Annotated in this window: 27 protein-coding genes, 1 other RNA gene and 1 other annotated feature (1 of these 29 cut by a window edge); of the genes, 21 read left to right on the top strand and 7 right to left on the bottom strand. The window is 54.1% G+C overall.

What is annotated here, in order from left to right:
• Nucleotides 1-231, top strand: a binding site (T-box leader) (it extends 5 nt beyond the left edge of the window).
• 39 nt (nucleotides 232-270) lie between these two features.
• A complete protein-coding gene (gene hisS / locus EVJ34_RS03065; RefSeq protein ID WP_131484655.1) occupies nucleotides 271-1,551 on the top strand; it encodes a histidine--tRNA ligase in 1,281 nt (426 codons plus the stop codon).
• Nucleotides 1,548-3,320 (top strand): aspartate--tRNA ligase, encoded by a 1,773-nt coding sequence (aspS, locus tag EVJ34_RS03060; RefSeq protein ID WP_131484654.1) that lies wholly within the window; start codon nucleotides 1,548-1,550, stop codon nucleotides 3,318-3,320. Before hisS ends, aspS begins: the two co-directional genes overlap by 4 nt.
• 38 nt (nucleotides 3,321-3,358) lie before the next feature.
• Here the strand turns inward: aspS and EVJ34_RS03055 are convergent, their stop codons facing one another.
• Both EVJ34_RS03055 and EVJ34_RS03050 read right to left on the bottom strand, forming a co-directional pair.
• Entirely contained in the window at nucleotides 3,359-3,550 is a 192-nt protein-coding gene (locus tag EVJ34_RS03055; RefSeq protein ID WP_131484653.1) for a hypothetical protein, read from the bottom strand.
• Nucleotides 3,547-3,897, bottom strand: a complete 351-nt coding sequence (locus tag EVJ34_RS03050) for an iron-sulfur cluster biosynthesis family protein (protein WP_131484652.1) — start codon at nucleotides 3,895-3,897, stop codon at nucleotides 3,547-3,549. Before EVJ34_RS03050 ends, EVJ34_RS03055 begins: the two co-directional genes overlap by 4 nt.
• A gap of 118 nt (nucleotides 3,898-4,015) precedes the next feature.
• On the opposite strand from EVJ34_RS03050, the gene EVJ34_RS03045 reads away from it, so the two are divergent.
• Together EVJ34_RS03045 and EVJ34_RS03040 are read left to right on the top strand one after the other, a co-directional pair.
• A complete protein-coding gene (locus EVJ34_RS03045; RefSeq protein WP_131484651.1) occupies nucleotides 4,016-5,728 on the top strand; it encodes an ABC transporter ATP-binding protein in 1,713 nt (570 codons plus the stop codon).
• An 88-nt stretch (nucleotides 5,729-5,816) separates the two neighbouring features.
• Nucleotides 5,817-6,851: a zinc-binding dehydrogenase gene (locus tag EVJ34_RS03040; RefSeq protein WP_131484650.1), complete on the top strand. Its 1,035-nt coding sequence runs from the start codon at nucleotides 5,817-5,819 to the stop codon at nucleotides 6,849-6,851.
• 42 nt (nucleotides 6,852-6,893) lie between these two features.
• Here EVJ34_RS03040 and EVJ34_RS03035 read toward each other — a convergent pair whose 3' ends face one another.
• Entirely contained in the window at nucleotides 6,894-7,538 is a 645-nt protein-coding gene (locus EVJ34_RS03035; RefSeq protein ID WP_131433597.1) for a YczE/YyaS/YitT family protein, read from the bottom strand.
• Between the two features lie 345 nt (nucleotides 7,539-7,883).
• Between EVJ34_RS03035 and EVJ34_RS03030 the strand changes: the two genes are divergently transcribed.
• The 3 genes from EVJ34_RS03030 (at nucleotide 7,884) to EVJ34_RS03020 (ending at nucleotide 10,223) form a co-directional block, all read left to right on the top strand.
• Nucleotides 7,884-9,098, top strand: coding sequence for a DASH family cryptochrome (locus tag EVJ34_RS03030; protein ID WP_131484649.1), 1,215 nt, complete (start codon nucleotides 7,884-7,886; stop codon nucleotides 9,096-9,098).
• A gap of 75 nt (nucleotides 9,099-9,173) precedes the next feature.
• A non-coding RNA gene (gene ssrS, locus EVJ34_RS03025) (6S RNA) lies at nucleotides 9,174-9,360 on the top strand.
• Between the two features lie 95 nt (nucleotides 9,361-9,455).
• Entirely contained in the window at nucleotides 9,456-10,223 is a 768-nt protein-coding gene (locus tag EVJ34_RS03020) for a tRNA threonylcarbamoyladenosine dehydratase (RefSeq protein WP_021066918.1), read from the top strand.
• Between the two features lie 24 nt (nucleotides 10,224-10,247).
• On the opposite strand, the gene EVJ34_RS03015 is transcribed toward EVJ34_RS03020, so the two are convergent.
• A complete protein-coding gene (locus EVJ34_RS03015; protein WP_131433601.1) occupies nucleotides 10,248-11,555 on the bottom strand; it encodes a replication-associated recombination protein A in 1,308 nt (435 codons plus the stop codon).
• A 60-nt stretch (nucleotides 11,556-11,615) separates the two neighbouring features.
• On the opposite strand from EVJ34_RS03015, the gene cymR reads away from it, so the two are divergent.
• From cymR to EVJ34_RS02995, 4 genes are read left to right on the top strand one after another with little or no spacing between them, the layout of a single operon-like run.
• Nucleotides 11,616-12,023 (top strand): cysteine metabolism transcriptional regulator CymR, encoded by a 408-nt coding sequence (gene cymR, locus EVJ34_RS03010; protein WP_131433603.1) that lies wholly within the window; start codon nucleotides 11,616-11,618, stop codon nucleotides 12,021-12,023.
• Nucleotides 12,024-12,034: 11 nt separating this feature from the next.
• Nucleotides 12,035-13,177 (top strand): cysteine desulfurase family protein, encoded by a 1,143-nt coding sequence (locus tag EVJ34_RS03005; protein WP_201739643.1) that lies wholly within the window; start codon nucleotides 12,035-12,037, stop codon nucleotides 13,175-13,177.
• Between the two features lie 3 nt (nucleotides 13,178-13,180).
• On the top strand, nucleotides 13,181-14,302 hold the full coding sequence (gene mnmA, locus EVJ34_RS03000; protein WP_034776905.1) for a tRNA 2-thiouridine(34) synthase MnmA: 1,122 nt from the start codon (nucleotides 13,181-13,183) through the stop codon (nucleotides 14,300-14,302).
• Complete coding sequence (locus EVJ34_RS02995; RefSeq protein WP_236636622.1) at nucleotides 14,223-14,972, top strand: tetratricopeptide repeat protein; 750 nt, start codon at nucleotides 14,223-14,225, stop codon at nucleotides 14,970-14,972. Before mnmA ends, EVJ34_RS02995 begins: the two co-directional genes overlap by 80 nt.
• 44 nt (nucleotides 14,973-15,016) lie before the next feature.
• On the opposite strand, the gene EVJ34_RS02990 is transcribed toward EVJ34_RS02995, so the two are convergent.
• From EVJ34_RS02990 to EVJ34_RS02980, 3 genes are all read right to left on the bottom strand, one after another.
• Nucleotides 15,017-15,463 (bottom strand): hypothetical protein, encoded by a 447-nt coding sequence (locus EVJ34_RS02990; RefSeq protein WP_131433611.1) that lies wholly within the window; start codon nucleotides 15,461-15,463, stop codon nucleotides 15,017-15,019.
• Nucleotides 15,460-15,735, bottom strand: coding sequence for a hypothetical protein (locus tag EVJ34_RS02985; protein WP_131484648.1), 276 nt, complete (start codon nucleotides 15,733-15,735; stop codon nucleotides 15,460-15,462). The genes EVJ34_RS02990 and EVJ34_RS02985 overlap by 4 nt, the downstream gene beginning before the upstream one ends.
• Before the next feature lie 62 nt (nucleotides 15,736-15,797).
• Complete coding sequence (locus tag EVJ34_RS02980; RefSeq protein ID WP_236636621.1) at nucleotides 15,798-16,346, bottom strand: VOC family protein; 549 nt, start codon at nucleotides 16,344-16,346, stop codon at nucleotides 15,798-15,800.
• A gap of 118 nt (nucleotides 16,347-16,464) precedes the next feature.
• On the opposite strand from EVJ34_RS02980, the gene EVJ34_RS02975 reads away from it, so the two are divergent.
• The 10 genes from EVJ34_RS02975 (at nucleotide 16,465) to greA (ending at nucleotide 26,535) form a co-directional block, all read left to right on the top strand.
• On the top strand, nucleotides 16,465-17,151 hold the full coding sequence (locus EVJ34_RS02975; RefSeq protein WP_131484646.1) for a magnesium and cobalt transport protein CorA: 687 nt from the start codon (nucleotides 16,465-16,467) through the stop codon (nucleotides 17,149-17,151).
• 70 nt (nucleotides 17,152-17,221) lie between these two features.
• Nucleotides 17,222-19,429 carry an SF1B family DNA helicase RecD2 gene (recD2, locus tag EVJ34_RS02970; RefSeq protein ID WP_131484645.1) on the top strand — a complete coding sequence of 736 codons (2,208 nt, stop codon included), beginning with the start codon at nucleotides 17,222-17,224 and terminating at the stop codon, nucleotides 19,427-19,429.
• Between the two features lie 310 nt (nucleotides 19,430-19,739).
• Nucleotides 19,740-22,379, top strand: a complete 2,640-nt coding sequence (gene alaS, locus EVJ34_RS02965; RefSeq protein WP_131484644.1) for an alanine--tRNA ligase — start codon at nucleotides 19,740-19,742, stop codon at nucleotides 22,377-22,379.
• A gap of 37 nt (nucleotides 22,380-22,416) precedes the next feature.
• The gene (locus tag EVJ34_RS02960) at nucleotides 22,417-22,683 is read left to right on the top strand and encodes an IreB family regulatory phosphoprotein (RefSeq protein ID WP_029595797.1); all 267 of its coding nucleotides are present in this window, start codon (nucleotides 22,417-22,419) and stop codon (nucleotides 22,681-22,683) included.
• A gap of 1 nt (nucleotide 22,684) precedes the next feature.
• Nucleotides 22,685-23,107 carry a Holliday junction resolvase RuvX gene (ruvX, locus tag EVJ34_RS02955; protein WP_029595796.1) on the top strand — a complete coding sequence of 141 codons (423 nt, stop codon included), beginning with the start codon at nucleotides 22,685-22,687 and terminating at the stop codon, nucleotides 23,105-23,107.
• Between the two features lie 14 nt (nucleotides 23,108-23,121).
• Complete coding sequence (locus EVJ34_RS02950) at nucleotides 23,122-23,421, top strand: DUF1292 domain-containing protein (protein WP_021066932.1); 300 nt, start codon at nucleotides 23,122-23,124, stop codon at nucleotides 23,419-23,421.
• Between the two features lie 71 nt (nucleotides 23,422-23,492).
• Complete coding sequence (gene mltG / locus EVJ34_RS02945) at nucleotides 23,493-24,635, top strand: endolytic transglycosylase MltG (RefSeq protein ID WP_131484643.1); 1,143 nt, start codon at nucleotides 23,493-23,495, stop codon at nucleotides 24,633-24,635.
• 66 nt (nucleotides 24,636-24,701) lie between these two features.
• Nucleotides 24,702-25,343: an O-methyltransferase gene (locus EVJ34_RS02940; protein ID WP_201739645.1), complete on the top strand. Its 642-nt coding sequence runs from the start codon at nucleotides 24,702-24,704 to the stop codon at nucleotides 25,341-25,343.
• A 16-nt stretch (nucleotides 25,344-25,359) separates the two neighbouring features.
• The gene (gene udk / locus EVJ34_RS02935; RefSeq protein WP_131434282.1) at nucleotides 25,360-25,995 is read left to right on the top strand and encodes a uridine kinase; all 636 of its coding nucleotides are present in this window, start codon (nucleotides 25,360-25,362) and stop codon (nucleotides 25,993-25,995) included.
• A 66-nt stretch (nucleotides 25,996-26,061) separates the two neighbouring features.
• On the top strand, nucleotides 26,062-26,535 hold the full coding sequence (gene greA / locus EVJ34_RS02930; protein WP_029595793.1) for a transcription elongation factor GreA: 474 nt from the start codon (nucleotides 26,062-26,064) through the stop codon (nucleotides 26,533-26,535).
• Nucleotides 26,536-26,564 lie beyond the last annotated feature (29 nt).

Genomic DNA, 26,564 nt, shown 5'->3' with positions numbered 1-26,564 from the left:
ACCTACGATAAAGAAGAGTACGGTCACCCCACCAGCAAAGAGAGCGATGCCGAGGCTGAAAGCATCGACTGGATGATGACCCGAACGACACTTTGGAGGTGCTTCCTTGAACTTTTAGTAGGGGGAGCCGTTTCATCGGGCGTTAACCGATTTCGAGTGGCAGAGTTTCAAGTATTGGCTCTGCAACGAGGGTGGTACCACGGGAAACTTTAACAGGCTCTCGTCCCTTTGCGGACGAGGGCCTTTTTGTATTCTAAGGAGGGAAATTGGATGAAAGCACCACGCGGCACACAAGACCTGCTTCCGGGCACGGTCGAGACGTGGCAGTATGTCGAAGAGAAACTACGCGACATTAGCGCCCGTTACAACTATAAAGAGATTCGTACCCCGATTTTTGAAACGACCGACCTGTTCACACGCAGCGTCGGCGAGACGACGGACATCGTCCAAAAAGAGATGTTCACGCTCGTCAAGAAAGGCAAGGACGAGTATACGCTCCGTCCAGAAGGAACGGCCTCGGTCGTCCGCGCTTTCGTCACGAACAAGCTGTTCGGTAGCCCCGACCAGCCGACGAAATTGTATTACATGGGACCGATGTTCCGCTACGAGCGTCCACAAAAAGGACGCTTCCGCCAATTGCACCAATACGGTGTCGAGGCGATCGGCAGCAGCGACCCGGCCGTCGACGCGGAAGTGATCAGCCTCGCCTACACGATTTACAAATCGTTCGGCCTCAAAAAAATCAAAGTCGTCGTCAACTCGCTCGGTGACGCCGAGAGCCGCAACGCTCACCGCGAAGCGCTCATCCGCCACTTTGAGCCGGTCCAACACGAACTTTGCCAAGATTGCCAGACGCGGCTTCATCAGAACCCGCTTCGCGTCCTCGATTGCAAAGTCGATCGCGACCACCCGTCGATGAAATCGGCACCTTCGATTCTCGACTTCTTGAACGAAGAGTCGAAGACGTACTTCGAAAAAGTACTCGCGCACTTGGATGCGCTCGGCGTCGCCTACGTGGTCGACCCGACGCTCGTCCGTGGTCTCGACTACTACACGCACACGGCGTTCGAGATCATGTCGGAAGCAGAAGGCTTCGGCGCCATCACGACACTATGCGGCGGTGGACGCTATAACGGTCTCGTCCAAGACATCGGTGGACCGGACATGCCGGGCATCGGTTTCGGGATCGGGCTCGAGCGTCTCATCCTCGCTCTCGAGAACGAAGGGGTGCTCCCATCACTCGAGACGGGACTTGACGTCTTCGTCGTCGCCCAAGGCGGGACGGAAGTCGAAGTGACGGCGACACGCTTGTTGCAACTGCTTCGCATCGAAGGCTTCAAGGCGGACCGTGACTATCTCGGCCGCAAGTTCAAAGGACAATTCAAACAAGCCGACCGTTTGAACGCGAAGTTCACCGTCATCCTCGGAGACGATGAAGTCGAACGCGGCTCGGCATCCCTTAAGGTCATGGCGACCGGGGAACAAGTCGACGTGCCACTCTCGGCCGTCGCAGACAAAATTCGTGAACTATCGGAAGGAGCAGGACAATGATCGGACGCACACATATGAATGGCCGCGTGACAGAATCACTGATCGGTCAAGACGTACAATTGAAAGGATGGGTCCAAAAACGTCGCGACCTCGGAGGCCTCATCTTCATCGACCTTCGTGACCGCACAGGTATCGTCCAAGTCGTCGTTCGCCCGGAAAACGAAGCGGTGCACAAGCTCGCCGAGTCGATCCGCAGCGAATACGTACTCGATATTAAAGGGACCGTCCTCGAGCGTGAGAATAAGAACCCGAACATGCCGACCGGAAACATCGAAGTCATCGCCTCTGAAATCAACATCTTGAACGCGGCGAAGATGACACCGATTCCAATCGGCGACGAGGCCGAGAACGTATCAGAAGACCTCCGTCTCAAATACCGTTACCTCGACCTCCGTCGTCCGGCGCTCCAAGAGACGTTCCGTCTCCGTTCGAAGGCATCGAACACGATCCGTAACTTCTTGACGGAAGAGGAGTTCCTCGAAGTCGAGACACCGATTTTGACGAAGTCGACACCAGAAGGCGCGCGTGACTATCTCGTCCCGAGCCGTGTCCACGGCGGCGAATTCTATGCGCTTCCGCAATCACCGCAGTTGTTCAAACAACTCCTCATGGTGGCCGGATTCGATCGTTACTTCCAAATCGCACGCTGCTTCCGTGACGAAGACCTTCGGGCCGACCGTCAACCGGAATTCACACAAGTCGACATCGAGACGAGCTTCATGGACGTCGAAGACTTGATGGCGATGATGGAATCGATGATGGCGCAAGTGATGGAAGCGACGCTCGGTCGCACCGACACGCCGGCCAAGTTCGAGCGGATGACACACGCGGAAGCGATGCGTCGTTTCGGTTCAGACAAACCGGACACACGTTTCGGTCTCGAACTCATCGACGTCGCGGACGCTGTCACAGGTGCCGGCTTCAAAGTGTTCGACATGGCCCTCGAGTCAAACGGACAAGTGAAAGCGATCAACGTCAAAGGCGAGGCGGACAAGTTCTCGCGTAAAGACATCGACAAGCTTCAAGAATTCACAGCCGTATACGGTGCGAAAGGTCTCGCTTGGCTCAAAGTGACGCCAGAAGGCTTGAACGGACCGATCGCCAAGTTCTTCGACGAGACGTATGCGCAGAAGTTGATGGACGCGACGAACGCAGAAGCGGGCGACCTGCTCCTCTTCGTGGCGTCAAAACCGACTGTCGTCGCCGACAGCCTCGGCGCACTTCGCGTCAAACTTGGTCATGAGCTCGGACTCATCGACGAGTCGAAGTTCAACTTCCTTTGGGTGACCGACTTCCCGCTCGTCACGTTCGAAGAAGAAGACGGCCGTTTCTACGCCAACCACCACCCGTTCACGATGCCAAACCGTGACGACCTCCACTTGCTTGAGACGGACCCGGCGAGCGTACGCGCCCTCGCCTATGACCTCGTCTTGAACGGTTATGAGCTCGGCGGCGGATCGCAACGGATTTATGAGCGTGACATTCAAGAGCGCATGTTCAAATTGCTCGGCTTCACAGAACAAGAAGCAGTCGACCAGTTCGGCTTCTTGCTCGAAGCGTTCGAATATGGCACACCGCCGCATGCGGGTATCGCACTCGGTCTCGACCGTCTCGTCATGATCCTCGCGGGTCGTTCGAACCTTCGTGACACGATCGCCTTCCCGAAAACGGCGTCGGCGAGCGATTTGCTCACGCAAGCACCAAGCCCGGTCGCGGACGCGCAACTTCAAGAGTTGTCGATTCGGACAGCGGTGAAAGAGAAAAAATAAGCAATCAAAAGGAGGTTCGCCGCGGCGAACCTCTTTTTTTAGTGATTTTGTTGTTCCATCTTTTTCGCCGTCCGTTGAAGCGCGAACCCGAACGCGAACAGCGACGCGATCACGGCCGTCATCGTATAGACGGAGTCCGCAAAAGCAAGATAGATGCCGAACAGGCCGAGCCCAAAGCTGAGGAAAAACCAAATCCAAAGGCTCGGATGATCTTTCAGTGCCTGTTTCATCGGCTCGGGACATTCAACTGGCAACCGGTCCCATCGGTCACGAGCAAGTTCGAGTTAAACACTTGGCCGTTACTCTTTAAGACGAGCGTCCGTTTATCGTCACGATAGTCGATGATCATCTCCTCGTCCAAAAAGATTTTTGTCCAGTTTTTGATGAGGATCGGGCCGACGTTCGAATCAATCTCGACGTCTTCCGGTGTCGTCTCGGTCACGTAGCGAATTTCGAAGATACCGCTATTGCCACAGCCGCAACCTTCCGTCTCATAAAACAAGTGCATCTGTCCGTCAAGGTCGCCTTTTAAAGCATCGATCCGCTCTTTAGCGTGTTCTGTAATGTGTACGTTCATAGGTATCACTCCTTACTTCCATTATACCGCGCTTGAAAAAAGATTGAAAAAGAAGTGCTTCCCGTTTTCCACTTCCTGCAAAAAGGCGTAAACTATTTGTTTAGAAGGGGGAAACGATATGATCTCACGTTTTTTTAGTTATTACCGTCCACACAAGAAATTATTCATCCTCGATTTCTCGTTCGCCATCCTCGTCGGCCTGCTCGAGCTCGGCTTTCCGCTCGCCGTGCAATGGTTCATCGACGATCTGTTGCCGGGTGGGGAATGGAACTGGATTATCATTATCAGCATCGGCTTGCTCATCCTTTACATACTTGCCATGATGATGCAGTACGTCGTCAACTATTGGGGACATAAGCTCGGAATCAATATCGAGACCGATATGCGCGAAGAGCTGTTCACCCATATCCACAAACAGTCGTTCCGTTTCTTTGACAACCATAAGACCGGCCATTTGATGAGTCGGGTGACGAACGACTTGTTCGATATCGGCGAAGTGGCGCACCACGGGCCTGAAGATTTCTTCATCGCCATCATGACGCTCCTCGGTGCGTTCGGGATCATGTTCTCGATCGACCCGCAACTCGCGCTCGTGACGGTCGTCGCCGTCCCGTTCCTCGTCATCATGATCACGTATGCCAACAAAAACATGAATAAGGCGTGGCAAAAAATGTACACAAACATCGGCGAAGTGAACGCCCGCGTCGAGGACAGCGTCTCTGGAGCGCGTGTCGTCCAGTCGTTCACGAACGAGACGTTCGAAATCAACCGCTTCCAGAAAGATAACAACTTCTACCGTGGTTCGAAAATCGAGGCGTACCGGGTCATGAGTAAGTCGCTCGCCGGGATTTACATCACGACGCGGCTCATGACGTTGCTCGTCCTTGTCTATGGCGCCTATTTGACGTATCAAGGGCAACTGTCTTACGGGCAGCTCGTCGGGTTCATCCTCTATATGAACTTGCTGATCAAGCCGATCGAGAAAATCACGGCGCTTCTCGAGATGTACCCGAAAGGGATGGCCGGCTTTAAACGATTCACGCAACTGCTTGACGAGGCACCGGACATCGAGAACCGTCCGGACGCCGTCGACGTCACGACGCTGAAAGGTGATATCGCCTTCCAAAACGTCTCGTTCGGCTACTCGGACTATCGGCAAGTGTTGACCGACATCGACCTCGACATCAAGTCGGGTACGACGGTCGCCCTCGTCGGGACGAGCGGAGCCGGGAAGACGACGATTTGTTCGCTCATCCCGCGTTTCTATGACGTGACGAGCGGTGCCATCACGATTGACGGCATGGACATCCGCAATATGACGAAAGAGAGCCTGCGCCGTCAAATCGGTATCGTGCAACAGGATGTGTTCTTGTTCGCGGGAACGCTCCGTGAGAATATCGCTTACGGGAAATTGGACGCGACGGACGAAGAAATCCTTCATGCGGTCGAGAAGGCGCATTTGAACTCGCTCGTCGACGAATTGCAGTACGGTCTCGATACACAAATCGGGGAGCGCGGCTTGAAACTGTCGGGCGGACAGAAACAACGGATCGCCATCGCCCGGATGTTCTTGAAGAACCCACCGATTTTGATTTTAGATGAGGCGACGTCCGCGCTCGATACGGAGACGGAAGCGATCATTCAAGACTCGCTCAATGAGCTCGCGGCCGACCGGACGACGCTCATTATCGCGCACCGCTTGGCGACGGTGAAAAATGCCGACCGTATCCTCGTCGTCACCGCTGACGGCATCGTTGAGGACGGGACGCACGATGAATTGAGCACAAAAGGCGGCGTGTTCGCCGGATTGCTCAGACGCCAACAACTATAAACGTCGAACAGCCACCAGATTTTTGGTGGCTGTTGTGCGTGAGTGGGGTATAGACAAGGAATGATTGTAATGAGGAGGAAAACAATTGATGAAAGCTGTACAGGTCATCGGTTATGGTGACGTCGATCAATTACAAGTCGTCGATGTTCCGATTCCGAGCCCGAAACAAGGAGAAGTGCTCGTGCGCGTGAAGGCGTGCGGGATTAACAATACAGAGATATGGATGCGAGAAGGCGCGTATGGGACGGACAAAGAGTCCGGTTGGCGACCGGAAGGGGTCCAGTTCCCACGGATCCCGGGTTCCGATATCACGGGCGAAATCGTGGAGGTCGGCAGTGGGGTCGAGGAGACGATGGTGGGCCGTCGTGTCATTTTGTTCCCGTTCACGTCGAGCGGAGCGGGCGGAGAAGAGCATATCGCTGACGATATGTCGTTCATCGGCTCCGAATACGACGGCGGCTATGCCGAATACGTCGCTTGGCCGGCCACGCTCTGCTACGACATGCCGCTCGACAGCTTTGTCGATAGCGCCGTCTTCACGGTGAGCGGGTTGACGGCGTGGCATATGAACGAACAGATTGAGATTCAGCCGGGGCAGACGATCGTCGTCACCGGTGCGAGCGGCGGGGTCGGGTCGTTCAACGTCCAAATCGCGGCGAATGTGCATGGCGCGAACGTATTTGCCATCGTCGGTGACTTGAAAGATGAAGCGAAGCTGAAAGAGCTCGGGGCGAGTCATGTCTTTTCATACCGGTCCGAGACGCTCGCCGACGAGATACTGGAGACGAACGGAGGACCGGTCGATGCCGTACTTGATGTCGTCGGTGACGCCTTGTTCGCAACATCGCTCGAGGTGCTAAAGAACGGGGGCAAGTTCTGCATCTCTGGTTCGGCCGGGGGACAACAGACGAACCTCGACTTCCGGACGATGTATTTGAAACATATCACCATGTACGGTTCCGTGCTCGGCACACGGGCCGAGTTTCAAGCGATGCTCGCGGCGATTGAAGCCGGGAAGGTCCGGCCCATCGTCGATCGGACGTTCCCGCTCGCTGAGGCGCGGGACGCGCAGACATACTTCAAGCAACGGGGCAAGTTCGGAAAAATCGTCCTCGTCCCATAACGAAAAGAGAGGAGACCGGACTTTGTCCGATTTCCTCTTTTTTTATGCCACGACCTTTGCCCGGTCGATGACCGAGACGAGGCGCCGGAACTGTTCGAGCCAAAACTGGAAGAACGGGCCGATCAAAAAGATCGACAGTACCGTTCCGAAGAAGACCGGTCCACCAAGTATCCAGCCGATCAAGCAAGCCGTCAGTTCCATCCACGTCCGCATCATGCGGACCGACGTGTTGAAGCGGTCGGCCAAGGCGAGTGTTAATCCGTCCCGTGGTCCGGCCCCGTAACCGATGGCGACGTACAGACCGGCACCCATGCCGATGACGAAGATGCCAAGAATGAGCCAGGCGATATTGAGCGCGATGCCGTCAAGCTGCGGCAACCAATGGTGGTCGAGGATCAAGTTCATGAACACCCCGACGAAGACGGCGTTGACAAGCGTCCCGAACTGGGGCCGAATCCGGTCCAGTATGTACTTGCAGAGGACGAGCAAAAGACCGACGAGCAAAATGATCGTCCCAACGGAGATCGGAGTATGGCGGGCGAGGCCGAGATGGAGCACGTCCCACGTCGAGACGCCGAGGTCGGCCGTGATCATCATCGACGACCCGAGGGCGAGCAGGAACAGACCACTCATGAATAACGCCCACTTCAAACTGATTCGTAAAGATTGTACCCATACCGCGTGCATGATGGTCGCCTCGATTCCCTAAAATGTTCCATCATCATATCATATCTGGTTTCAACGCAAGAAAAAAACGCCTCGGACGAAGTCCGAAGCGCTTTGCTCACTTTTTAGGTGTCGATGCTTTTTTTGCTTTGTTCTTTTTATAGTAATCGTAGACGAACGGTGCGACCGCCGTCGCGACTTTAATGAGTGTACCGAATTTACCTTTTCTAGCCATGTTGCTGCACCCCTTTCTGTTTCTAATGATGTATATTCCACCCGTTGCGGAATTGAAAACATATTTTGGACAGCTTCATCTTATGTAAGACCAGCATCTATGACCCATAATGAGGTCAGGAGGCGAAATCAATGAAGACGATTATCTGGTATCAAAACGATTTACGGGTCGACGACCATCGTCCGCTCGAGGAGGCGCTCCGGCACGAGGATACGATTGAAGGGCATTACTTCATCCGCGAAGATGAGCTCTCGGAGAACCGATTCGGACATACCTCGCTAGGACCACGGCGGCTCCGATTTTTGAACGAGTCACTCGACGACTTGGCCGGTTCGCTCACAGCGCTCGGTATTCCACTGTTCGTCCATGTCGGCCATCCGCTCGACGTACTCGACTTGACCGACCGGCTGTTGTTCCAACGGTCGATCGGTTATAACGAACGGCTGCGCGAACAAGAGGTCGTGTCCGCGTGGCAAGGCGAACGTCAGGCGTTCGACGGATTCACGCTCTATCCACGGGAAGAGGTTCCGTTCGAGAAACTGCCATTTCTGTTTACCGAGTTCCGCAAGGCGATGGAACAAAAGGCGCGTCCAGAACGATTGATTGAGCGGTCGAGTGAAGGCCTTCCGTGTCCTGTCAATTTTCCGGTCGCCTATGAGCGCAAGCAATTGGACGAACGGTCCGCGTTCCCGTTCAAAGGAGGGGAACTGGCCGGGCGGGAGCGTCTCGCCGCGTATTTGGCAGGCCCGGTCCGGACGTATAAAGAGACACGGAACGGCTTCGGGGTCGACGACTCGTCAAAGCTGTCGGCTTACCTCGCCAACGGCTCATTGTCACCGCGCCGTATCCTGTCTGACCTAGAGGCGCATGAGCGGGAGAACGGGGCGAACGAGTCGACGTATTGGCTCTATTTTGAACTGCTCTGGCGCGAGTTCTTTCAATGGGTCGCACTCGAGCAAGGCAAACGACTGTTCCGCGCCCAAGGCATCCGTTCGAAACCGAAGACATGGCGCGTCGATGAGGACGTCATCGCACGTTGGCAAGCGGGTGAGACGGGCGTTGATTTCGTCGATGCGTTCATGCGTGAATTAAATGAGACGGGGTGGATGTCAAACCGGGGCCGTCAAATTGTCGCGAGTTACTTCGCAAAAGAACTCGGGCAAGATTGGCGCATCGGTGCGTCCTATTTCGAATCGATGCTCATCGACTATGACGTGGCGAGCAATACCGGTAATTGGGCGTACCAGGCAGGCGTCGGCAACGACTCACGAGATCGCCGTTTCAACATCGCGCGACAACAAGATACGTACGACCCGACCGGTGCGTTTCGTAACAGCTGGTTGTGACGAAACTGTCATGCAAAGTCAGCGTTTCTGATTGACTTCTTTTTACAGACAGTGCTATAGTAAGGTCAACAGATGGGATACCTGAGGTGTACGAGAGCCGCCTTCGTTATTTTGAGCCAACACTTTGAATACGGGAGACCGAACTGCCATCCAGATCAACTGCCTCATCACGTGCAGGAGGACTTGTGAAGGGGACGCTAGGTCACCCACCTGCTTAAGCAGGTTCAAAAGCAGGGCATCGTCACGGCACTCCGGGCCCCATCGATTTTATTTGTAAAACGTCGCTAGACGTCTTTTTTTTGATTATAATTCCGAGTAAAATAGTGTGAGAAAATAGAATTAATTTGGAGGAAGAGTATGTTACACCAGTTTTCACGTAATGAGTTAGCCATCGGTCAAGAAGGTTTAGAAGCATTAAAAGGAAAGACGGTCGCCATCCTCGGTGTCGGCGGTGTCGGTTCGTTCGCGGCCGAAGCACTCGCCCGGAGCGGTGTCGGACGCATCGTCCTCGTCGATAAGGACGACATCGACATCACGAACGTCAACCGCCAAATCCATGCGCTCTTGTCGACGGTCGGGCAACCGAAAGTCGAGGCGATGGGAACGCGTCTCCTCGATATCAACCCAGAGCTCGAACTCGTCAAACTAAAAATGTTTTATACAGAAGAGACGTTTGAAGAGTTCTTCGCCCAAGACCTTGATTTCGTCATCGACGCCTCGGATACGATCATCTATAAGATTCATTTGATTGTCGAGTGCAAACGCCGGGGCATCCCGGTCATCTCAAGCATGGGTATGGCCAACAAGATGGACCCGACGCGTATCAAAGTCGTCGACATCAAGGACACGACGTATGACCCGATCGCGAAGATGGTCCGTACGCGTCTCCGCAAAGAGCGCATCCATAAAGGCGTTCCGGTCGTCTTCTCCGACGAGTCACCGATCGTGACACGCGAAGATGTGAACGAGGTCGTCGGCAAAAAAGACGCCCCGATCCGTAAAGCGAAGATGCCACCGAGCTCGAACGCGTTCGTCCCGTCGGTCGCAGGGCTCGTCGCTGCCGGCTATGTCATCAATCAAATGCTCGAGACAGCGGGTGTCGAGATCAACCGCATCCAGAAATGAAAAAACGACGCCGGCTCAAAAGAGTCAGCGTCGTTTTTCCCAATAGTCGAGCCGTTTTTGGAGCTGTTGCTCGAAGCCACGGCTCGTCGGCGTATAATATTTAGGACGTTTCCGGGCCAAGTTCTCCGGCCAATAGTTTTGCGGGACGTACCCGTCTTTCTCGTCGTGCGGATATTTGTAACCGGCGCCGTTGCCGAGCTCGCGGGCACCTGGGCTGTGCGCATCGCGGAGATGGACCGGGACCGGACCGCCTTCGACCGTGCGGACGTGATGCATCGCCTTGTCGATGGCGGTGATGACCGCATTCGACTTCGGTGCCGTCGCGAGATAAAGGACGGCCTGGGCCATCGGGATGCGTGCTTCTGGGAAGCCCACATGTTCGCTCGCGCGAGCGGCGGCATCGACGATGACGAGCGCGTTCGGGTCGCTAAGACCGATATCCTCGGCCGCATGCACGTAGAGACGGCGCATGATAAAGCGCGGCGATTCGCCGGCCTCAATCATGACCGCGAGCCAGTATAGGGCCGCATCCGGGTCAGAACCACGGATCGACTTGATGAACGCCGAGATGACGTCGTAATGTCGATCACCCGTCTTGTCGTATTTGATCGCCTTTTGTTGAATCGACTCTTCGGCGACTTCGAGCGTGATCTCGATTGCCCCGTCGACTTCAGGTGTCGTCAACACGGCCAGTTCGAGCGCGTTCAACAATACACGGTAGTCACCGTCCGCCATTTTGATATAATGGTCCACGGCGGCTTCTTCAATCTTGACCGGATAATTGCCGAGTCCTTTCTTGTCGGACAAGGCTCGCTCCAAGACGACGCGCAGTTCGTCTGGTCCAGGCGGTTCGAGCCGAAACACGGTCGCGCGCGATAGTAACGCCGCGTTGACCTCAAAACTCGGGTTTTCGGTCGTCGCCCCGATCAAGATGAGCTTGCCGGCCTCGAGTGCCGGGAGCAACGCGTCTTGTTGCAGTTTATTGAAACGATGAATCTCGTCTAAAAATAAAATCGTTCGTTCTTGTTCAAAGTCGAACCGGGACTCGGCCTCACGGATGACGCTTCTGAGCTCATCGAGTTTGGCCGTGACGGCGTTCAATTGAACGAACGTCGCTTTCGTATAATTCGAAATGACACGGGCGAGCGTCGTCTTGCCCGTTCCCGGCGGTCCGTACAAGATAATCGTGCCGAGGCGGTCGGCCTCGATGGCCCGGCGCAACAACTTGCCTTCGCCGATGATGTGGCGTTGACCGATGACTTCGTCTAACGTTTCAGGCCGCATCCGGTTGGCGAGCGGGCCGCTATTCGATTGCTGAAATAAATCACTCATACGTACACATTCCTTTCGACAAACGTTTGTTCGATTAGTATAGCAGAAGGAGACATGAAGATGAAAATATCTACAAAAGGTCGTTATGGATTGACGATCATGATCGCATTGGCCCGGGAAACGGACAATAAACCGCTCAGCTTGAAAAAGATCGCGGCCCGTCACGACTTGCCGGAACATTACTTAGAACAGTTGATCGGTCCACTCCGCAATGGCGGACTCGTCAAGAGCGTCCGTGGGGCGTACGGCGGTTATCAGCTCGTCAAACCGGCGACAGACATCACGGCAGGGGAAATCATCCGCCTGCTCGAAGGGCCGCTCATGATCGTCGAAGACTCGGAAGCGGACGATGCCGTGAAACGGAAGCTTTGGGATAAAATCAAAGCCGCGATCGAGAAAGTGCTCGAAGAGACGACACTTGCCGATCTCGCTGAAGAAGATTCAGACGGCTATATGTTCTATATTTAAAGGTGAGGTGAATGAACATGAATTACTTTGATCATGCCGCAACGACGCCGATGCGCGCCGAAGTGCTCGAAGCGATGACACCCTATTTGCTCGAGCAATACGGGAACCCGTCAAGCATCCACGGCATCGGCCGGACGGCTCGCGCCGCGTTAGACGCTTCGCGCCGGACACTTGCCACGTGGATCGGGGCGACCCCGAACGAGATCGTCTTCACGTCGGGTGGGACCGAGTCGGACAATTACGCATTGTTTGGTACGGTGTACGCGAATCAACATAAAGGCAAACATGTGATCACGACGAAAATCGAGCATCACGCCGTCTTGCACGCGATGGAGCAACTCGAACGGGAAGGTTTCGACGTGACGTATCTCGATGTCGATGAGACGGGTGCGGTGACGCTTGAGTCCGTCCGCGATGCGCTTCGAGACGACACGATCCTCGTCTCGGTCATGTACGGAAACAATGAGGTCGGCACGATTCAGCCGATTGAACAAATCGGAGCGCTTCTCGCCGACCATCAGGCTTATTTCCATACGGACGCTGTCCAAGCGCTCGGTACGGAAACGATTGACGTCAAGGTGCTCGGTATCGATTTATTGTCGGCCTCGGCCCATAAAATCAATGGCCCGAAAGGTATCGGTTTTCTTTTTATAAAAACAGGTGTAAAATTAGCGACGCGTTCTTTTGGAGGACAACAAGAACGGAAACGTCGAGCCGGCACGGAAAATGTTCCGGGTGCCGTCGGGTTCCAACAAGCAGCCGAACTGGCCAAAATCGAACGGGCCGAACGGGTGAACGTCTACCAACAGATGGCTGAGGCGCTCTTCGGGCGACTCGATGAACTCGGAGTCGAGTATGACGTGAACGGGGCGAACCGCTTGCCGCACATCGTCAACTTGTATCTCCCGGGCATCGAGCTCGAACCGTTCCTCATCATGATGGACATGCGTGGCTTCGCCATCTCGAGCGGCAGTGCCTGTACGGCCGGGTCGATTGAGCCGTCACACGTATTGACGGCGATGTTTGGGACGTCGGACCGGACGAAACAGTCCGTCCGCATCAGCTTTGGACACGGTAACTCGGTCGAAGACGTGGAGCGGCTCGCCGAACGACTTTCTGAAGTCGTCTCGACATTCACGAACGGAGTGAGATAAAAGATGAACTTACGCACAAAAGCCCCTGCCGAGACGACGGTCGTCGTCGGGATGTCAGGCGGCGTCGATTCATCGGTGACGGCCCATCTGCTGAAAGAGCAAGGCTATAACGTCATCGGGATTTTTATGAAAAACTGGGACGATACGGACGAAAATGGCGTCTGTACGGCGACGGAAGACTATGAAGACGTCATTGCGGTCGCCAACCAAATCGGGATTCCTTATTACGCGGTCAACTTCGAGAAAGAATATTGGGATCGCGTCTTCGAATATTTCTTGGCCGAGTACCGCCTCGGACGGACGCCGAATCCGGACGTCATGTGTAACAAGGAAATCAAATTCAAAGCGTTCCTTGATCACGCACTACGCCTCGGGGCCGACTTCGTTGCGACCGGACATTATGCACGGGTCGAGTACGTCGACGGTGAGCATCGACTCTTGCGTGGGAAAGATGACAATAAAGACCAAACGTACTTCTTGAACCAATTGTCACAAGATCAACTCGCGCGGACGATGTTCCCAATCGGACACATGGACAAAAAAGACGTCCGTGTCATCGCTGAAGAAGCGGGACTCGCGACAGCGAAGAAAAAAGATTCGACGGGCATCTGCTTCATCGGAGAGCGCAACTTCAAAGAGTTCCTCTCGGAGTATTTGCCGTCACAACCAGGCATCATGCAGACGCTCGATGGAGAACAAAAAGGAAACCATGACGGGCTCATGTATTACACGCTCGGTCAACGCCACGGCCTCGGCATCGGCGGCGACGGGGACCCATGGTTCGTCGTCGGCAAAAACGTCGAAGAAAATATTTTGTACGTCGGCCAAGGGTTCCATCACGACGCGCTCTATTCGGACGCGTTGCTCGCATCGAAACTGTCATGGACAGGCGCCGTCCCAACAGGGGAGTTCCGGGCGACGGCGAAATTCCGCTACCGTCAACAAGACGTGCCTGTGACGATCGCACCACTTGAAAATGGCGAAGTGCTCGTCAAATTTGATGAGCCACAACGTGCAATCACGCCAGGCCAGGCGGTCGTCTTCTATGACGGCGACATCTGCCTCGGCGGTGCGACGATTGACGAAGCGTATCGAAACGGAAAACGACTCGACTATATCGGATGAGGTGATGATTTTGAACGCAAACGAATTAGGCATCCAAGCGATGCAAGAAGGTGAGTTCGAACAAGCTGCCAAGCAGTTCAACGCTGCCATCGAGGCGAACCCGACGGACCCGACCGGTTACGTCAATATGGGCACGCTCTTGCAAGCAATCGGTGACCATGAACGGGCTGTCGTCTTTTACGACAAAGCACTCGAACTCGACAACGCGTTCGGCGCGGCCCATTATGCGAAAGGTGCGCTCGCCTATGAGCTCGAACAGCTCGACTTGGCCGAGGCATCGCTTCGTCAGGCGCTCCTTGCCGGGATGGATGACGCCGACCTGCATTTCATGCTCGGTTTGACGTACAAGGCGATGGGCGACTTCGTCCGGGCGTTGCCACGTCTCCGTGAAGCGATGAAGCAGGCACCGGAAGACGTCGAGATTTCATTCCAGCACGGGCTCGCGCTCGCACAGAACGAACAGCTCGACTTGGCCGTCGAAGCGCTCGAGCATACGCTCGACCTCGACGCGAGCCATACGGACGCCCGCTACAACTTGGCGATTGCCTACGCGTTCCTCGGTGAACAAGACAAGACGTACGCCGAGCTTGAGCGTGTGCTCGAGTTGCAACCGGACCATGCGCTCGCGTATGACGCGAAAGCGAAAATGGATGAATTGCTCGGTAACTAAATGAATAAAGCGCTTCTCGCAGTTTTTGCGAGAGGCGCTTTTTGTTAGTCCCAATAATGAAAAATGACGTTACCGACCGTCTCTGGTTTCCAATATTTGATTTCTCCGCGCTCCGCTTTGTTCAGAAACGGCTGTAGCGACAAATCGAACCGCTCATTCAACTCCGCCGCTGACGGAATCTGATAGGTGTCAGGAAACATGTCGGTCAGTTCGGGTACATCGATGTACTCGTACTCAAATGGTTCGAGTTTGGAGATGCCGATGACAGGATAGTTTCTGCTGAGAAGCACATACATAGTTTGCTCACTCCAGGTGATCGTCGCCTGGTGATAATTCGGAGTGATTTCGTCCCCAATAGTAAAGGAACAGATTCCTCGTTTCATTCGAGTGAACTCAAAACAAATCGATTTGAACGTCTTCCAATCCGACCCTGGGGCGGAACAGTCGCCGTATGAAAAGCCGGTGATACATTCCGGGAGAGTGAGCGTCATGTCGACACCTCCCCGATGACCCAAATCAAAAAATTAAAAGTCATCAATACCAGTGTGCCGGCGAGCGCGATGTAGTTCCACAAAACACCTTTTCCGGATTTAGTTTGTCGTACACCATCGATCAAGATTAGGAAACTCGTGCCGAATGAGACGAGCGTCAACGCTGCAAACGAAGTGGGGCGGTCGAGCGTAGGAAACGCATCGATGACGAAATAGAGTCCGAGCGTAAGCAAGATTAACCCAATCATGATTAGAAGTGGGAAGAAACGCATAAAGCACAACCTTTTCCATTTTCTCTCATCTTATCATGTGGATTGTCGAGCGTACATGTGAATCAAAGTTGCTTCGTTGTGATTTTTACCGGCTCGCCAGCAAATTCGCCGTACGCTTCGTCCATGTTTTTCGTATACAGTTCGATGACGTTCTTGTTTGGGTCTTTGAAGTAAGCCGAGCGCTCTTTACCGTTGGCCGTCTCGTCCTCGTCCCACGTCCGTAGTTTTGTCGGGATATTCGATGCCTCTAACACTTCGAGCGCTTGGTCGAACGACTCCATCGGAACGAAAAATGCGCAGTGGACATGGGCGCCACCCTCGTCATAGAGCGTATCCCACTCGGTCACGTCCTCTTGGCGATTCGATTCTTCTTCTGACGTGAAATCTCGTTTAAGCCAAAGGCCGAGGCGCGTGTTCCCGCCGACATAGAGCCACGTCGCCCAAGGTTCGTCCGCGTGCTCCTGTGCCGCGCTTGGCTCGGCATCATCACCGACCCATTGCTCGACGACGGGTAGTCCGAGTTTGCCGTGCCAAAAGTCGACGGCCTCCGTCATGTCGGTCACTTCTAATACAAGTTCACATAAGCCACTGATTGGAATACGTTTCGTCATACATAGTCCCTCCTTCATAGGTTCACTCGAACAGTTCCCGCTTTGATTCGACGAAAAACGTGCATAGCCGTCCGAATGTTCGGGAAATGGATTAGCAATGTGAGAGGGGAGAAGATTTATGCGGATGTTTAGTTTGATCAGTGTCGTTATCTTTTTCATCATCGAATGGTTCATGCTCGGTCGTCTGTTCGCGGCCATCGACGAACGTTTAGCGACGGGCGAATGGACAAACAATCTCTTGTTCCAAGTCGTCGTCGAGTCGGAGCGGGCGATGACCGTCTTGTTTCTCTTGTTCGCGACGTTTTTCGTGCTCAGCATCATCATGCATTGGGTATTGTCGGCGAACAAGTCCTGGTCTGTGACGTTTGGTACGGTCGGTGTTGCCTGGGTCGTCCCGTCCCTGCTCGCACTTGTAGCTTGGTTCATCCCGAACCCGTACGTCCAGCTCGTGATGGTCCTATTACAACTGACGTTCATCCCGCTCATCCCGTTCATCGGACAGACGGTACGGCTCGGCCATGTCCTGCTCAACTGGGGCGTCCATGTCGTGGCCACAGCCATCGTCCTATTCGTCCAATGGTCATCGATCGAGCAATTGTTTCGCATCGAGCAGACTGAGCTGTTTGAACGGCTCGAAGGATACGTCAACTCGGGAGAGTTGGAACGGTTCGAGCGGTTACTTGAAACCATTGATGTGGAACAACTCGAACGAATCTTGAACCGGATTGATGTCGATCAATTGATTCGGATTCTCGAACGGGTCGATCTCGACCAGCTTGAGCGCATCCTCAACCTGTTCAGTTAGGCGATTTGTCCTATCGTTTCAACTCGGGCTATAATGGGGGATGGAAAACTAGCTGGAGGTGGCTCGAATGATGGCAGCACCTTACGAGTTGACAGGAAAAGTCATCCGCGTCCTGTTTCAATCGGAAGAAGAAGCGCACACGATCGCGCTCGTACGTATAAAAGAAAAGAATTTTGAGACAGACGAGACCGAGATGGTCATCGCTGGCGTCGGTGTCGGCATCGAGAAAGGAGAAACGTATAAGGCGCACGGTCGACTCGTCGATCATCCCCGGTTCGGAAAACAAATGAAGGCCGAATGGATTCGCCGCGTCGTCCCGATGACGAAGCGCGCGGCCGTCCGCTTTTTGACGAACGGTTCGTTCCCTGGAATCGGACAAAAGACGGCCCAGAAGATTGCCGACGCACTTGGAGATGACTGTATCGACCAAATCGTCAAACATCCGAGCCTTCTGTCGAACGTCGACGGGTTGAAAGAGAAACAGGCCCGCGTCATCACCGAACGGTTGAACATCTTGTATGGGGTCGACCAATTGCTATTGTTTTTGGCGCCGTTCGACGTGACGCCGCGTCTCGCCTCGAAGATTCATAAAGAATACGAAGGGCGGGCGATGGAGACGATTGAGAAAAATCCATACGCCCTCATGTATGACGTGCAAGGCATCGGCTTCAAGACGGCCGACGCCATCGCCGCCCACTTTGGCATCCAAGGGATTCATCCAGAACGGATCGCAGCGGCCGTGTTATACGTGCTCGAGCTCGAGCAAGGGAACGGCCACTTGTTCGTCACGGCCGACCAACTCGCGAACGAGATGCCGCGCATCATCGGCGGCGATCCGGGCGAGGCACTCGTCTCGGCACTCGAGACGCTCGCGACCGATGAACGTGTCATCGTCGAGGACGGGGTCGTCTATCATCCGCGTGTGTACCGGGCCGAACAAAAAGCGGCAGAGGAACTCGCGCGCATCATGTCGACCTCGACGACAGAAGACGTCGATATGACGACGATCTTTGATGCGGTCGGACGCGTCGAAGAGATGTTCTCGATCGAGTATGCGAAACAACAACGGGAAGCGATCGAGCTTGCCTTGAAGTCCCCGCTTATGGTGCTGACAGGTGGACCCGGGACCGGCAAGACGACCGTCGTCAGAGGAATCATCCACGCGCTCAGCGACGTGTTCGACTGGAAGCTCGAACCGGTCCAGAACCAACCGTTCCCGTTCGTGCTCGCCGCACCGACCGGCCGGGCCGCGAAACGGCTCAGTGAGTCGACGGGCTTGCCGGCCTCGACGATTCACCGTCTCTTAAAGTTTGATGGTAGCTCGTTCCAAGTCGATGACACGAATCCGCTCGTCGGAAAAGTGCTCATCGTCGACGAGGCGTCGATGATCGATATCTTCTTGTTCCGCAGTCTGCTCCGGGCCGTGCCGAACGGGATGAAAATCCTGTTCGTCGGGGACCGGGATCAACTGCCTTCGGTCGGACCGGGCCAAGTGCTCGCCGATTTGATGGCGACCGACGGCATCCCCGTCGTCCGTCTTGACGTCGTCCATCGACAGGCGTCCGAGTCGAGTATTCTGCGTCTGGCGCATGCGCTTAACGCAAAACAGATGCCGGACGATTTACTGGCGGCGCTTCCGGACCGCCGCTTCTATACGGCCAACCAAGAGACGGCACTTCAGGCGATCTGTCAGATGGCGGGTGCCGCACTACGGAAAGGCTACTCACCGTTCGATATTCAAGTGCTCGCCCCGACGTACCGCGGGGTTTGCGGCATCGACGGGTTGAACGAGGCGCTTCAAAACGTGTTCAACCCGAAATCGGCGGCCCGGGAAGTGAAACACGGTAACCGAACGTATCGGAACGGGGACAAGGTGCTGCAGCTCGTCAATAACGCCGAGGAGAACGTCTATAACGGTGACATCGGTGAAATCACGAACATTTTCTATGCGAAAGAAAACGTCGACAAGGTTGATAAAATCTATATCCGCTTCGATCAGACCGAGGTCGAGTATAATCGGAGCGAATGGGACCAGTTCACGCATGCCTATGCCATCACCATCCATAAGTCGCAAGGGTCCGAGTTCCCGATCGTGCTCATGCCCGTCTTCTTCAACGGCGGCTTCCGCTCGTCGCGCAACTTGATTTATACGGCCGTCACGCGAGCGAAAAAGAGTTTGCTCTTGTTTGGGGACGTGCGTGCGCTCGAGGCGGCGACACGCGAAGAGGAACCGGTGCGCCGGACAAAACTCGTCGAACGGCTAGGCGGCAAGTCTTGACGTCTCCCGATTGACGTGTGATAATGACCAATAGAAAACTGAAACGATTAAAGACGATGAAGGAAATGAGTACGTCGTAACCGCCTCACCAGAGACATCTTCCTAGGCTGTGAGAAGATGGGGGTCCGGTCGACCGAAGCTAGTCTGGAGTCCCCACTCACCCTGGGCGCCTCATCCGCGTTATCGGATGTTCGAGGCACGGCTTTGCCGTGCGAACGAGGGTGGTACCACGAAGCGATGCTTTCGTCCCTTTCCACAGGGATGAGCATCGCTTTTTTTCGTTTCGTTTAAACTGAAGGAGGAATTGTTGATGAAACCGCTCAAACCATTAACTGGCGCACAGATTCGCCAAATGTATTTAGATTTCTTCAAATCGAAAGGACACAGTGTCGAGCCGAGTGCCTCGCTCGTACCGGTCGAGGATCCGACGCTTCTTTGGATTAACTCAGGTGTCGCGACGCTTAAAAAATACTTTGATGGCCGCGTCATTCCAGCCAACCCGCGCATCGTCAACGCGCAGAAGTCGATTCGGACGAACGACATCGAGAACGTCGGGAAGACGGCTCGTCACCATACGTTCTTCGAGATGCTCGGAAACTTCTCGGTCGGCGACTATTTCCGCGAAGATGCGATCAAATGGGGCTGGGAACTTCTCACGAGCGATGAGTGGTACGGACTCGATCCGGACCGTCTGTCGGTGACGATTCACCCGGAAGATGAAGAAGCGAAACAAATCTGGCTCGCACTAGGCGTTCCGGCTGACCGAATCATCCCGCTCGAAGAGAACTTCTGGGAAATCGGTGAAGGCCCGTCTGGCCCGAACACAGAAATCTTCTTCGATCGTGGACCTGCGTTCGGCGACGACCCGACCGACCCAGAATTATACCCGGGCGGCGAGAACGAGCGTTACCTTGAAATCTGGAACATCGTCTTCAGTCAGTTCAACCATGACGGGCACGGGAATTATACCGAGCTCCCACGGAAAAACATTGATACAGGGATGGGTCTCGAGCGGATGGCGAGCGTTATGCAAGACGTGCCGACGAACTTCGATACGGACTTGTTCATGCCGATTATCCGTGAGACGGAGAAAATCAGTGGCGAGACGTATCGCACCGACAACAGCAAAGATGTGGCGTTCAAAGTCATCGCTGATCACATTCGGACCGTGTCGTTCGCGATTGGTGACGGGGCGCTCCCGTCGAATGAAGGCCGTGGCTACGTCCTTCGTCGTCTGCTCCGCCGTGCCGTTCGCTATGCGAAGATGTTAGGCATCGAGCGTCCGTTCATGTATGAGCTCGTTGACGTCGTCGGTGACATCATGGTCGACTTCTATCCAGAAGTTCGGGAGAAGAAAGACTTCATCAAGAAAGTCGTCAAGAACGAGGAAGAACGTTTCCACGAGACGCTCCATGACGGTCTTGCCATCTTGAACGAAGTCGCGAAAGCACAAAAAGCGGCCGGTTCGAACGTCATTAGCGGAGAAGATGCGTTCCGTCTTTACGATACGTACGGTTTCCCGCTCGAGTTGACGATTGAGTATGCGGAAGACCATAACCTCTCAGTCGACGAGGACGGCTTCAAACAAGCGATGAACGCTCAGCGTGAACGCGCTCGGACGGCCCGTGCCGACGTCGAGTCGATGCAAATCCAGTCAGATGTTCTTGCGGAAATCACACTCCCGTCATCATTCGTCGGGTACACGAACCTCGGCACGGAAGCAAAAATCATCAGCTTGATTCACGACGGTGAGCTCGTCGACGTCGTTGCAGCCGGCGAAGAGGCGCAAGTCATCCTCGACCAGACTCCATTCTATGCAGAGAGCGGCGGACAAATCGGTGACAAAGGTCAAATCGTCGGGTCGGACTTCGTCCTTCACGTAAAAGACGTCTCGAAAGCACCGAACGGCCAAAACTTGCATACGGTCACGGTCACGTCAGGTGTCGCCAAGGCAGAAGTCGCGGTAACGGCGACGGTCGACTTCGACTCACGTCAAGCGATCATTAAAAACCACACAGCGACGCACTTGTTGCATCGCGCGTTGAAAGACACGCTCGGAGAGCACGTCAACCAAGCGGGTTCACTCGTGACACCAGATCGTCTTCGCTTCGACTTCTCGCACTTCGGTCAAGTGATGGCTGAAGAGCTTCAGTCGATCGAGCGTCAAGTGAACGAACGCATTTGGGCGTCGATTGCTGTCGATATCGAAGAGATGAACATCGCCGACGCGAAAGCGAAAGGTGCGATGGCGCTCTTCGGTGAGAAGTACGGGGACGTTGTCCGCGTCGTCGCGGCCGGTGACTCGGTCGAGCTTTGCGGTGGTTGCCACGTCGGCAACACGGCTGAAATCGGACTCTTTAAAATCTTGTCGGAGTCAGGCATCGGAGCCGGCACACGTCGCATCGAGGCGGTCACGGGCGCTGGGGCTTACGAAGTAATGAATCAGCACATCGAGACGCTCGAGACGGCAGCAAAACTGCTCAAGACAAAACCGCTCGAGGTGCCGACGCGTGTCCAAGCGCTTCAAGCTGAAATGAAAGAACTCGAACGCGCGAGCGAGTCGCTCAAAGCGAAGCTTGCGAACATCGAAGCGTCGTCACTCACAGACGCCATCGAGACGTTCGGAGATGTCCAATTGATCGCCAAACGCGTCGACGGACAAGACATGGACGCGCTCCGTGGCATGGTCGACGACTTGAAAGGCAAGCTCGGTTCAGCCGTCATCTTGCTCGGTTCGGCGAACGGCGACAAGGTTAACCTCGTCGCAGGAGTGACGAAAGACTTGAACGACCGCGGCTTCCATGCCGGAAAATTGATTAAAGAAGTGGCAACACGTTGTGGCGGAGGCGGCGGTGGCCGTCCTGACATGGCGCAAGCCGGTGGCCGTGATGCGACAAAACTGGACGAAGCATTGAAGTTTGCTTCACATTACGTTCAATCACTGGCATAATAGAATGTGAAGTGCAAACGGAAAGAGGTGGATTCTTGTGAGCCAAATGGATCGCACGATGCAATTCAATTTTCCAGAAGATGATAATCGAGCCAACACTCGGGAAACGCTGATCACGGTGTATCAAGCACTCGAGGAGAAAGGCTACCAACCGATCAATCAAATCGTCGGATACTTGTTGTCAGGTGACCCTGCCTACATCCCGCGTCATAACGATGCGCGAAACTTGATTCGCAAAATCGAACGAGATGAACTGCTCGAAGAGCTGGTCAAATCGTATTTGAACGATCGTAGAGAGGATTAATATGAAGCGAGTCATGGGGCTCGATGTCGGTTCGAAGACGATTGGGGTCGCCGTGAGCGACCTCATGGGATGGACGGCGCAAGGTGTGGAGACGGTCTACTGGACTGAGCCAGACTTTGACGAAGCCGTCCGTCTGCTTCAACCGATTATTGAGCAGTACGATGTGAAAGAAGTCGTTGTCGGTCTCCCGAAGAACATGAACGCGACAATCGGACCTCGGGGCGAGGCGTCACAGGCGTTTGCCGCGGCCCTAACCGAGGCGACCGGTTTGCCGACGGTTCTCGTCGACGAGCGTTTGACGACGATGCAAGCGGAGCGGATGCTCATTTCAGCAGACGTCAGCCGAAAAAAGAGAAAGGCCGTCATCGATAAGATGGCAGCCGTCATGATTTTACAAAACTACCTGGATCGCGCAGGCAAATAAAGGAGGAATTACGTATGGCAGAACTTAGCCGTAACGAAGAAGAAATGTACCGAATTCCAGATGAAAATGGAGACGAGCATTTATTCGCAGAAATTTTCCGTATGACGAGTGACCGCACGAACAAGACGTTTGTCGTTCTTGAGCCGGTCGGTAACCCAGAGACGGAAGACGAAGACACAATCGAAGTATACGCGTTCGAAATCGAAGAACTTGAAGATGAAGAGTTCGTCTTGAAGATCGTTGAAGACGACGCTGACTTCGAAGAAGTCATGGAAGCGTTCGATATCGTCAATGACGAAGTTGGATTAGACTAATACGTGGACGGGCGGCTAGGGGAAACCCTCGTCGCCCATCTTCATAACAGAAGAACAGGGGAGAAATGCGCATGAACCATCCATCGATGTTTGATGAGAAGCGTGCACGTAACCGGATCGTTCGGCGAATTACGGTCATCATCCTTGCTGTCTTTCTTCTAGTGATCGCCACAGGTGCCGCGGTGTCGTATGCGTTCGTGAAACGATCGCTCGAACCCGTCGACCCGTCTTCGACCGAAACGGTCGAGGTCGAGGTTCCGCTCGGTGCAGGTTCTGGGTACATTGGTGAACTACTCGAAGAGAATGGGCTCGTGAGGAATAGCACGATTTTCCGTTTTTACACACGGTTTAAAAATGAATCATCGTTCCAAGCGGGGACGTATACGTTGTCTCCGTCACAATCACTTGACGAGTTGATCGCCACGTTGAAGACGGGGAAAGTCATCGTCGTCCCGGATATCAAATTGGTGATCCCGGAAGGCTTTACGATCGACCAAGTCATCGCGCGTCTCGCTAAACAGGCTGATATTCCGAAAGAAGAAATCTCGGACCAACTGAGCGACGAGGAGTATATCCGCTCGCTCGTCAATGAGCATGAGATGTTGACGGACGAAGTGCTTGCCGACGGGATTTATCACCCGCTCGAAGGGTATTTGTTCCCGGCAACGTATGAGTTCGACAAAGGTGTGACGCTCACTCAGATTATCGATGAGATGCTCAAGCCGACCGAACAACTCTATCTCGAGTACGGGGATGCGGTCAAAGCGTCGGGACGCACGTTCCATGAGACGCTCTCGCTCGCCTCGGTCGTCGAGAAAGAGGCGGTCTCGACGGAAGACCGTCAAGAGATCGCGGGTGTGTTTGAAAATCGTCTGGCCGATGGCATGAAGTTGCAGTCCGACCCGACCGTCTGGTATGGTACCGGGGAGACATCGATTTTCACATCGTTCAACGACCTTGAAAACGACTCGCTCTATAACACGTACCGCTACGAGGGCATCCCGATCGGACCGATCGCTTCGGTCAGTCGTGACGCGCTCGTCGCCACACTCAATCCGAACGATACGGATAACGTTTATTTCTACGCCCGACCACCGCGGGAAGGATTCCCGAACGGGGAAGTCTTGTTCGAAGTGGAGTACGAGGCGCACCAACAGAACGTTAACAAGTATCGTTCAGAATGGGAAGCGTTCGAAGAAGCAAACAACAATTGACGGATATGCGACCGGAAGCCTTGGCTTCCGGTCGTTTGAATGATTAGAGAGGTTGAGGTGTACGACGTGGAACATTCATCCTATGAAGGTTACGTGGAGAACTTGGTCACGCCCCGGTCGCCGCTATTGGCGGAGATGGAGGCGTTCGCCCGAGAACATCACGTGCCGATCATGGACTTGACCGGATCAGAAGTGTTGCTGTCGCTTCTCGCGATGCAACGTCCGAAACGTATTCTTGAGGTCGGTACGGCAATCGGATACAGTGCGATTCGAATGGCTGAACTGTTGCCGGACGCGGAAATCGTCACGATCGAACGAAACGCCCGACGTCACGAAGAGGCACTCGGCTTTATCGGACGCTCGAACGTATCGGACCGGATCACTGTCATTCATGGTGATGCGGTTGAATTGATTGGGACGATTGAAGGAGAATTCGATGCGGTCTTTATCGACGCGGCCAAAGGTCAGTATCAAAAATTCTTTGATGGGTATGGCGCTTTAGTACCAATTGGTGGTACGATTTACAGCGATAATTTATTTTTACGAGGGGACGTCCTGCTCGAGGATGTGTCAGTGCTTGACCGTCGACGCCGCCGGCTCGTTCGTCTCGTAAAAGAGTTTACTGAACAATTGATGGCACGGACCGATTATCATACTGCAATTTTGCCCCTTGGTGATGGCCTAGCAATCAGTCGTAAATTACGATGAGGAGGATTTAACTTTGATGCAACATAAACCCGTCATTATCGGCGTGGCCGGGGGGACCGGATCAGGAAAGACGACCGTGGCCCGCGCGCTCGTGGATGCGTTCAAAGGACAATCGGTCGTCATGATCGAGCAAGACGCGTATTATAAAGACCAGTCAGAGATGACGATGGAAGAACGATATAAGACGAACTATGACCATCCGTTCGCATTCGACAACGATCTATTGATCGAGCATATCAAACAGTTACAAGAGCATCAGGCCATCGAGAAACCAGTGTATGACTATGCGGCGCATACGCGCTCGGACAAGACGATTTTGATCGAGCCGGTCGACGTCGTCATCGTCGAAGGCATTTTGGCGCTCGAGGACGACCGTCTTCGGGATTTGATGGATATTAAAGTGTTCGTTGACACGGATGCGGACGTCCGGATTTTGCGCCGGATGCAACGTGATCTCAATGAGCGGGGCCGCTCGATCGACTCGGTCGTCGCCCAATATACGAACGTCGTCCGGCCGATGCATCTTCAATTTTGTGAGCCGACGAAACGCTATGCGGACATCATCGTGCCTGAAGGCGGAGAGAACTTTGTCGCCATCGATTTGCTCGTGACGAAGATTCGCTGGGTGCTCACCGAACGCAACCGGGCGTAAGGGAAATAAACGTTTTCAATTTAACCTGGCTGTAATATACTAGGAGACAATGAAGGAGTGACAGAAATGGCTGAAAAACAACATTACATGACGTTAGACGGAAAAGCGAAGATCGAAAATGAATTGAACGAACTGAAGACGGTGCGCCGTAAAGAAGTCGTTGAGAATATTAAGATTGCCCGCGATTTCGGAGACTTGTCTGAGAACGCTGAATATGATGCAGCGAAAGAAGAGCAAGCAATGGTCGAAGGACGCATCGCTCAATTGGAAGAGATGCTTCGCAACGCAGTCATCATCCAAGATGACGTGGCCGACAACTCGATGGTCGCTATCGGAAAAACGGTAACGTTCTTCATCCAAGAAGATAACGAAGATGAGACGTACACAATCGTTGGTGGCGCCGAGGCAGATCCGTTCACAGGGAAAATCTCGAACGAATCACCGATTGCTAAAGCACTTCTCGGCCGTACGGTCGGGGACGTGGTCAACGTTCAAACACCAGGCGGCGACATGGTCGTCGAAATTAAAGAAATCAAGTAACACAAATGAGCGACATCCATCTGGAGGTC

Origin of the sequence: Exiguobacterium sp. SL-9, from assembly GCF_004336985.1 — a bacterium.
Classification (GTDB): Bacteria; Bacillota; Bacilli; order Exiguobacteriales; family Exiguobacteriaceae; genus Exiguobacterium.
This window is presented reverse-complemented; position numbering and strand designations above follow the sequence as displayed.

Excerpts from the sequence above, each read along its gene's own strand:
- hisS (WP_131484655.1), top strand. The coding sequence starts at position 271 with ATGAAAGCACCACGCGGCACACAAGACCTGCTTCCGGGCACGGTCGAG.
- aspS (WP_131484654.1), top strand. The coding sequence starts at position 1,548 with ATGATCGGACGCACACATATGAATGGCCGCGTGACAGAATCACTGATC.
- EVJ34_RS03055 (WP_131484653.1), bottom strand. The coding sequence starts at position 3,550 with ATGAAACAGGCACTGAAAGATCATCCGAGCCTTTGGATTTGGTTTTTC.
- EVJ34_RS03050 (WP_131484652.1), bottom strand. The coding sequence starts at position 3,897 with ATGAACGTACACATTACAGAACACGCTAAAGAGCGGATCGATGCTTTA.
- EVJ34_RS03045 (WP_131484651.1), top strand. The coding sequence starts at position 4,016 with ATGATCTCACGTTTTTTTAGTTATTACCGTCCACACAAGAAATTATTC.
- EVJ34_RS03040 (WP_131484650.1), top strand. The coding sequence starts at position 5,817 with ATGAAAGCTGTACAGGTCATCGGTTATGGTGACGTCGATCAATTACAA.
- EVJ34_RS03035 (WP_131433597.1), bottom strand. The coding sequence starts at position 7,538 with ATGCACGCGGTATGGGTACAATCTTTACGAATCAGTTTGAAGTGGGCG.
- EVJ34_RS03030 (WP_131484649.1), top strand. The coding sequence starts at position 7,884 with ATGAAGACGATTATCTGGTATCAAAACGATTTACGGGTCGACGACCAT.
- EVJ34_RS03020 (WP_021066918.1), top strand. The coding sequence starts at position 9,456 with ATGTTACACCAGTTTTCACGTAATGAGTTAGCCATCGGTCAAGAAGGT.
- EVJ34_RS03015 (WP_131433601.1), bottom strand. The coding sequence starts at position 11,555 with ATGAGTGATTTATTTCAGCAATCGAATAGCGGCCCGCTCGCCAACCGG.
- cymR (WP_131433603.1), top strand. The coding sequence starts at position 11,616 with ATGAAAATATCTACAAAAGGTCGTTATGGATTGACGATCATGATCGCA.
- EVJ34_RS03005 (WP_201739643.1), top strand. The coding sequence starts at position 12,035 with ATGAACATGAATTACTTTGATCATGCCGCAACGACGCCGATGCGCGCC.
- mnmA (WP_034776905.1), top strand. The coding sequence starts at position 13,181 with ATGAACTTACGCACAAAAGCCCCTGCCGAGACGACGGTCGTCGTCGGG.
- EVJ34_RS02995 (WP_236636622.1), top strand. The coding sequence starts at position 14,223 with ATGACGGCGACATCTGCCTCGGCGGTGCGACGATTGACGAAGCGTATC.
- EVJ34_RS02990 (WP_131433611.1), bottom strand. The coding sequence starts at position 15,463 with ATGACGCTCACTCTCCCGGAATGTATCACCGGCTTTTCATACGGCGAC.
- EVJ34_RS02985 (WP_131484648.1), bottom strand. The coding sequence starts at position 15,735 with ATGCGTTTCTTCCCACTTCTAATCATGATTGGGTTAATCTTGCTTACG.
- EVJ34_RS02980 (WP_236636621.1), bottom strand. The coding sequence starts at position 16,346 with ATGACGAAACGTATTCCAATCAGTGGCTTATGTGAACTTGTATTAGAA.
- EVJ34_RS02975 (WP_131484646.1), top strand. The coding sequence starts at position 16,465 with ATGCGGATGTTTAGTTTGATCAGTGTCGTTATCTTTTTCATCATCGAA.
- recD2 (WP_131484645.1), top strand. The coding sequence starts at position 17,222 with ATGGCAGCACCTTACGAGTTGACAGGAAAAGTCATCCGCGTCCTGTTT.
- alaS (WP_131484644.1), top strand. The coding sequence starts at position 19,740 with ATGAAACCGCTCAAACCATTAACTGGCGCACAGATTCGCCAAATGTAT.
- ruvX (WP_029595796.1), top strand. The coding sequence starts at position 22,685 with ATGAAGCGAGTCATGGGGCTCGATGTCGGTTCGAAGACGATTGGGGTC.
- EVJ34_RS02950 (WP_021066932.1), top strand. The coding sequence starts at position 23,122 with ATGGCAGAACTTAGCCGTAACGAAGAAGAAATGTACCGAATTCCAGAT.
- mltG (WP_131484643.1), top strand. The coding sequence starts at position 23,493 with ATGAACCATCCATCGATGTTTGATGAGAAGCGTGCACGTAACCGGATC.
- udk (WP_131434282.1), top strand. The coding sequence starts at position 25,360 with ATGCAACATAAACCCGTCATTATCGGCGTGGCCGGGGGGACCGGATCA.
- greA (WP_029595793.1), top strand. The coding sequence starts at position 26,062 with ATGGCTGAAAAACAACATTACATGACGTTAGACGGAAAAGCGAAGATC.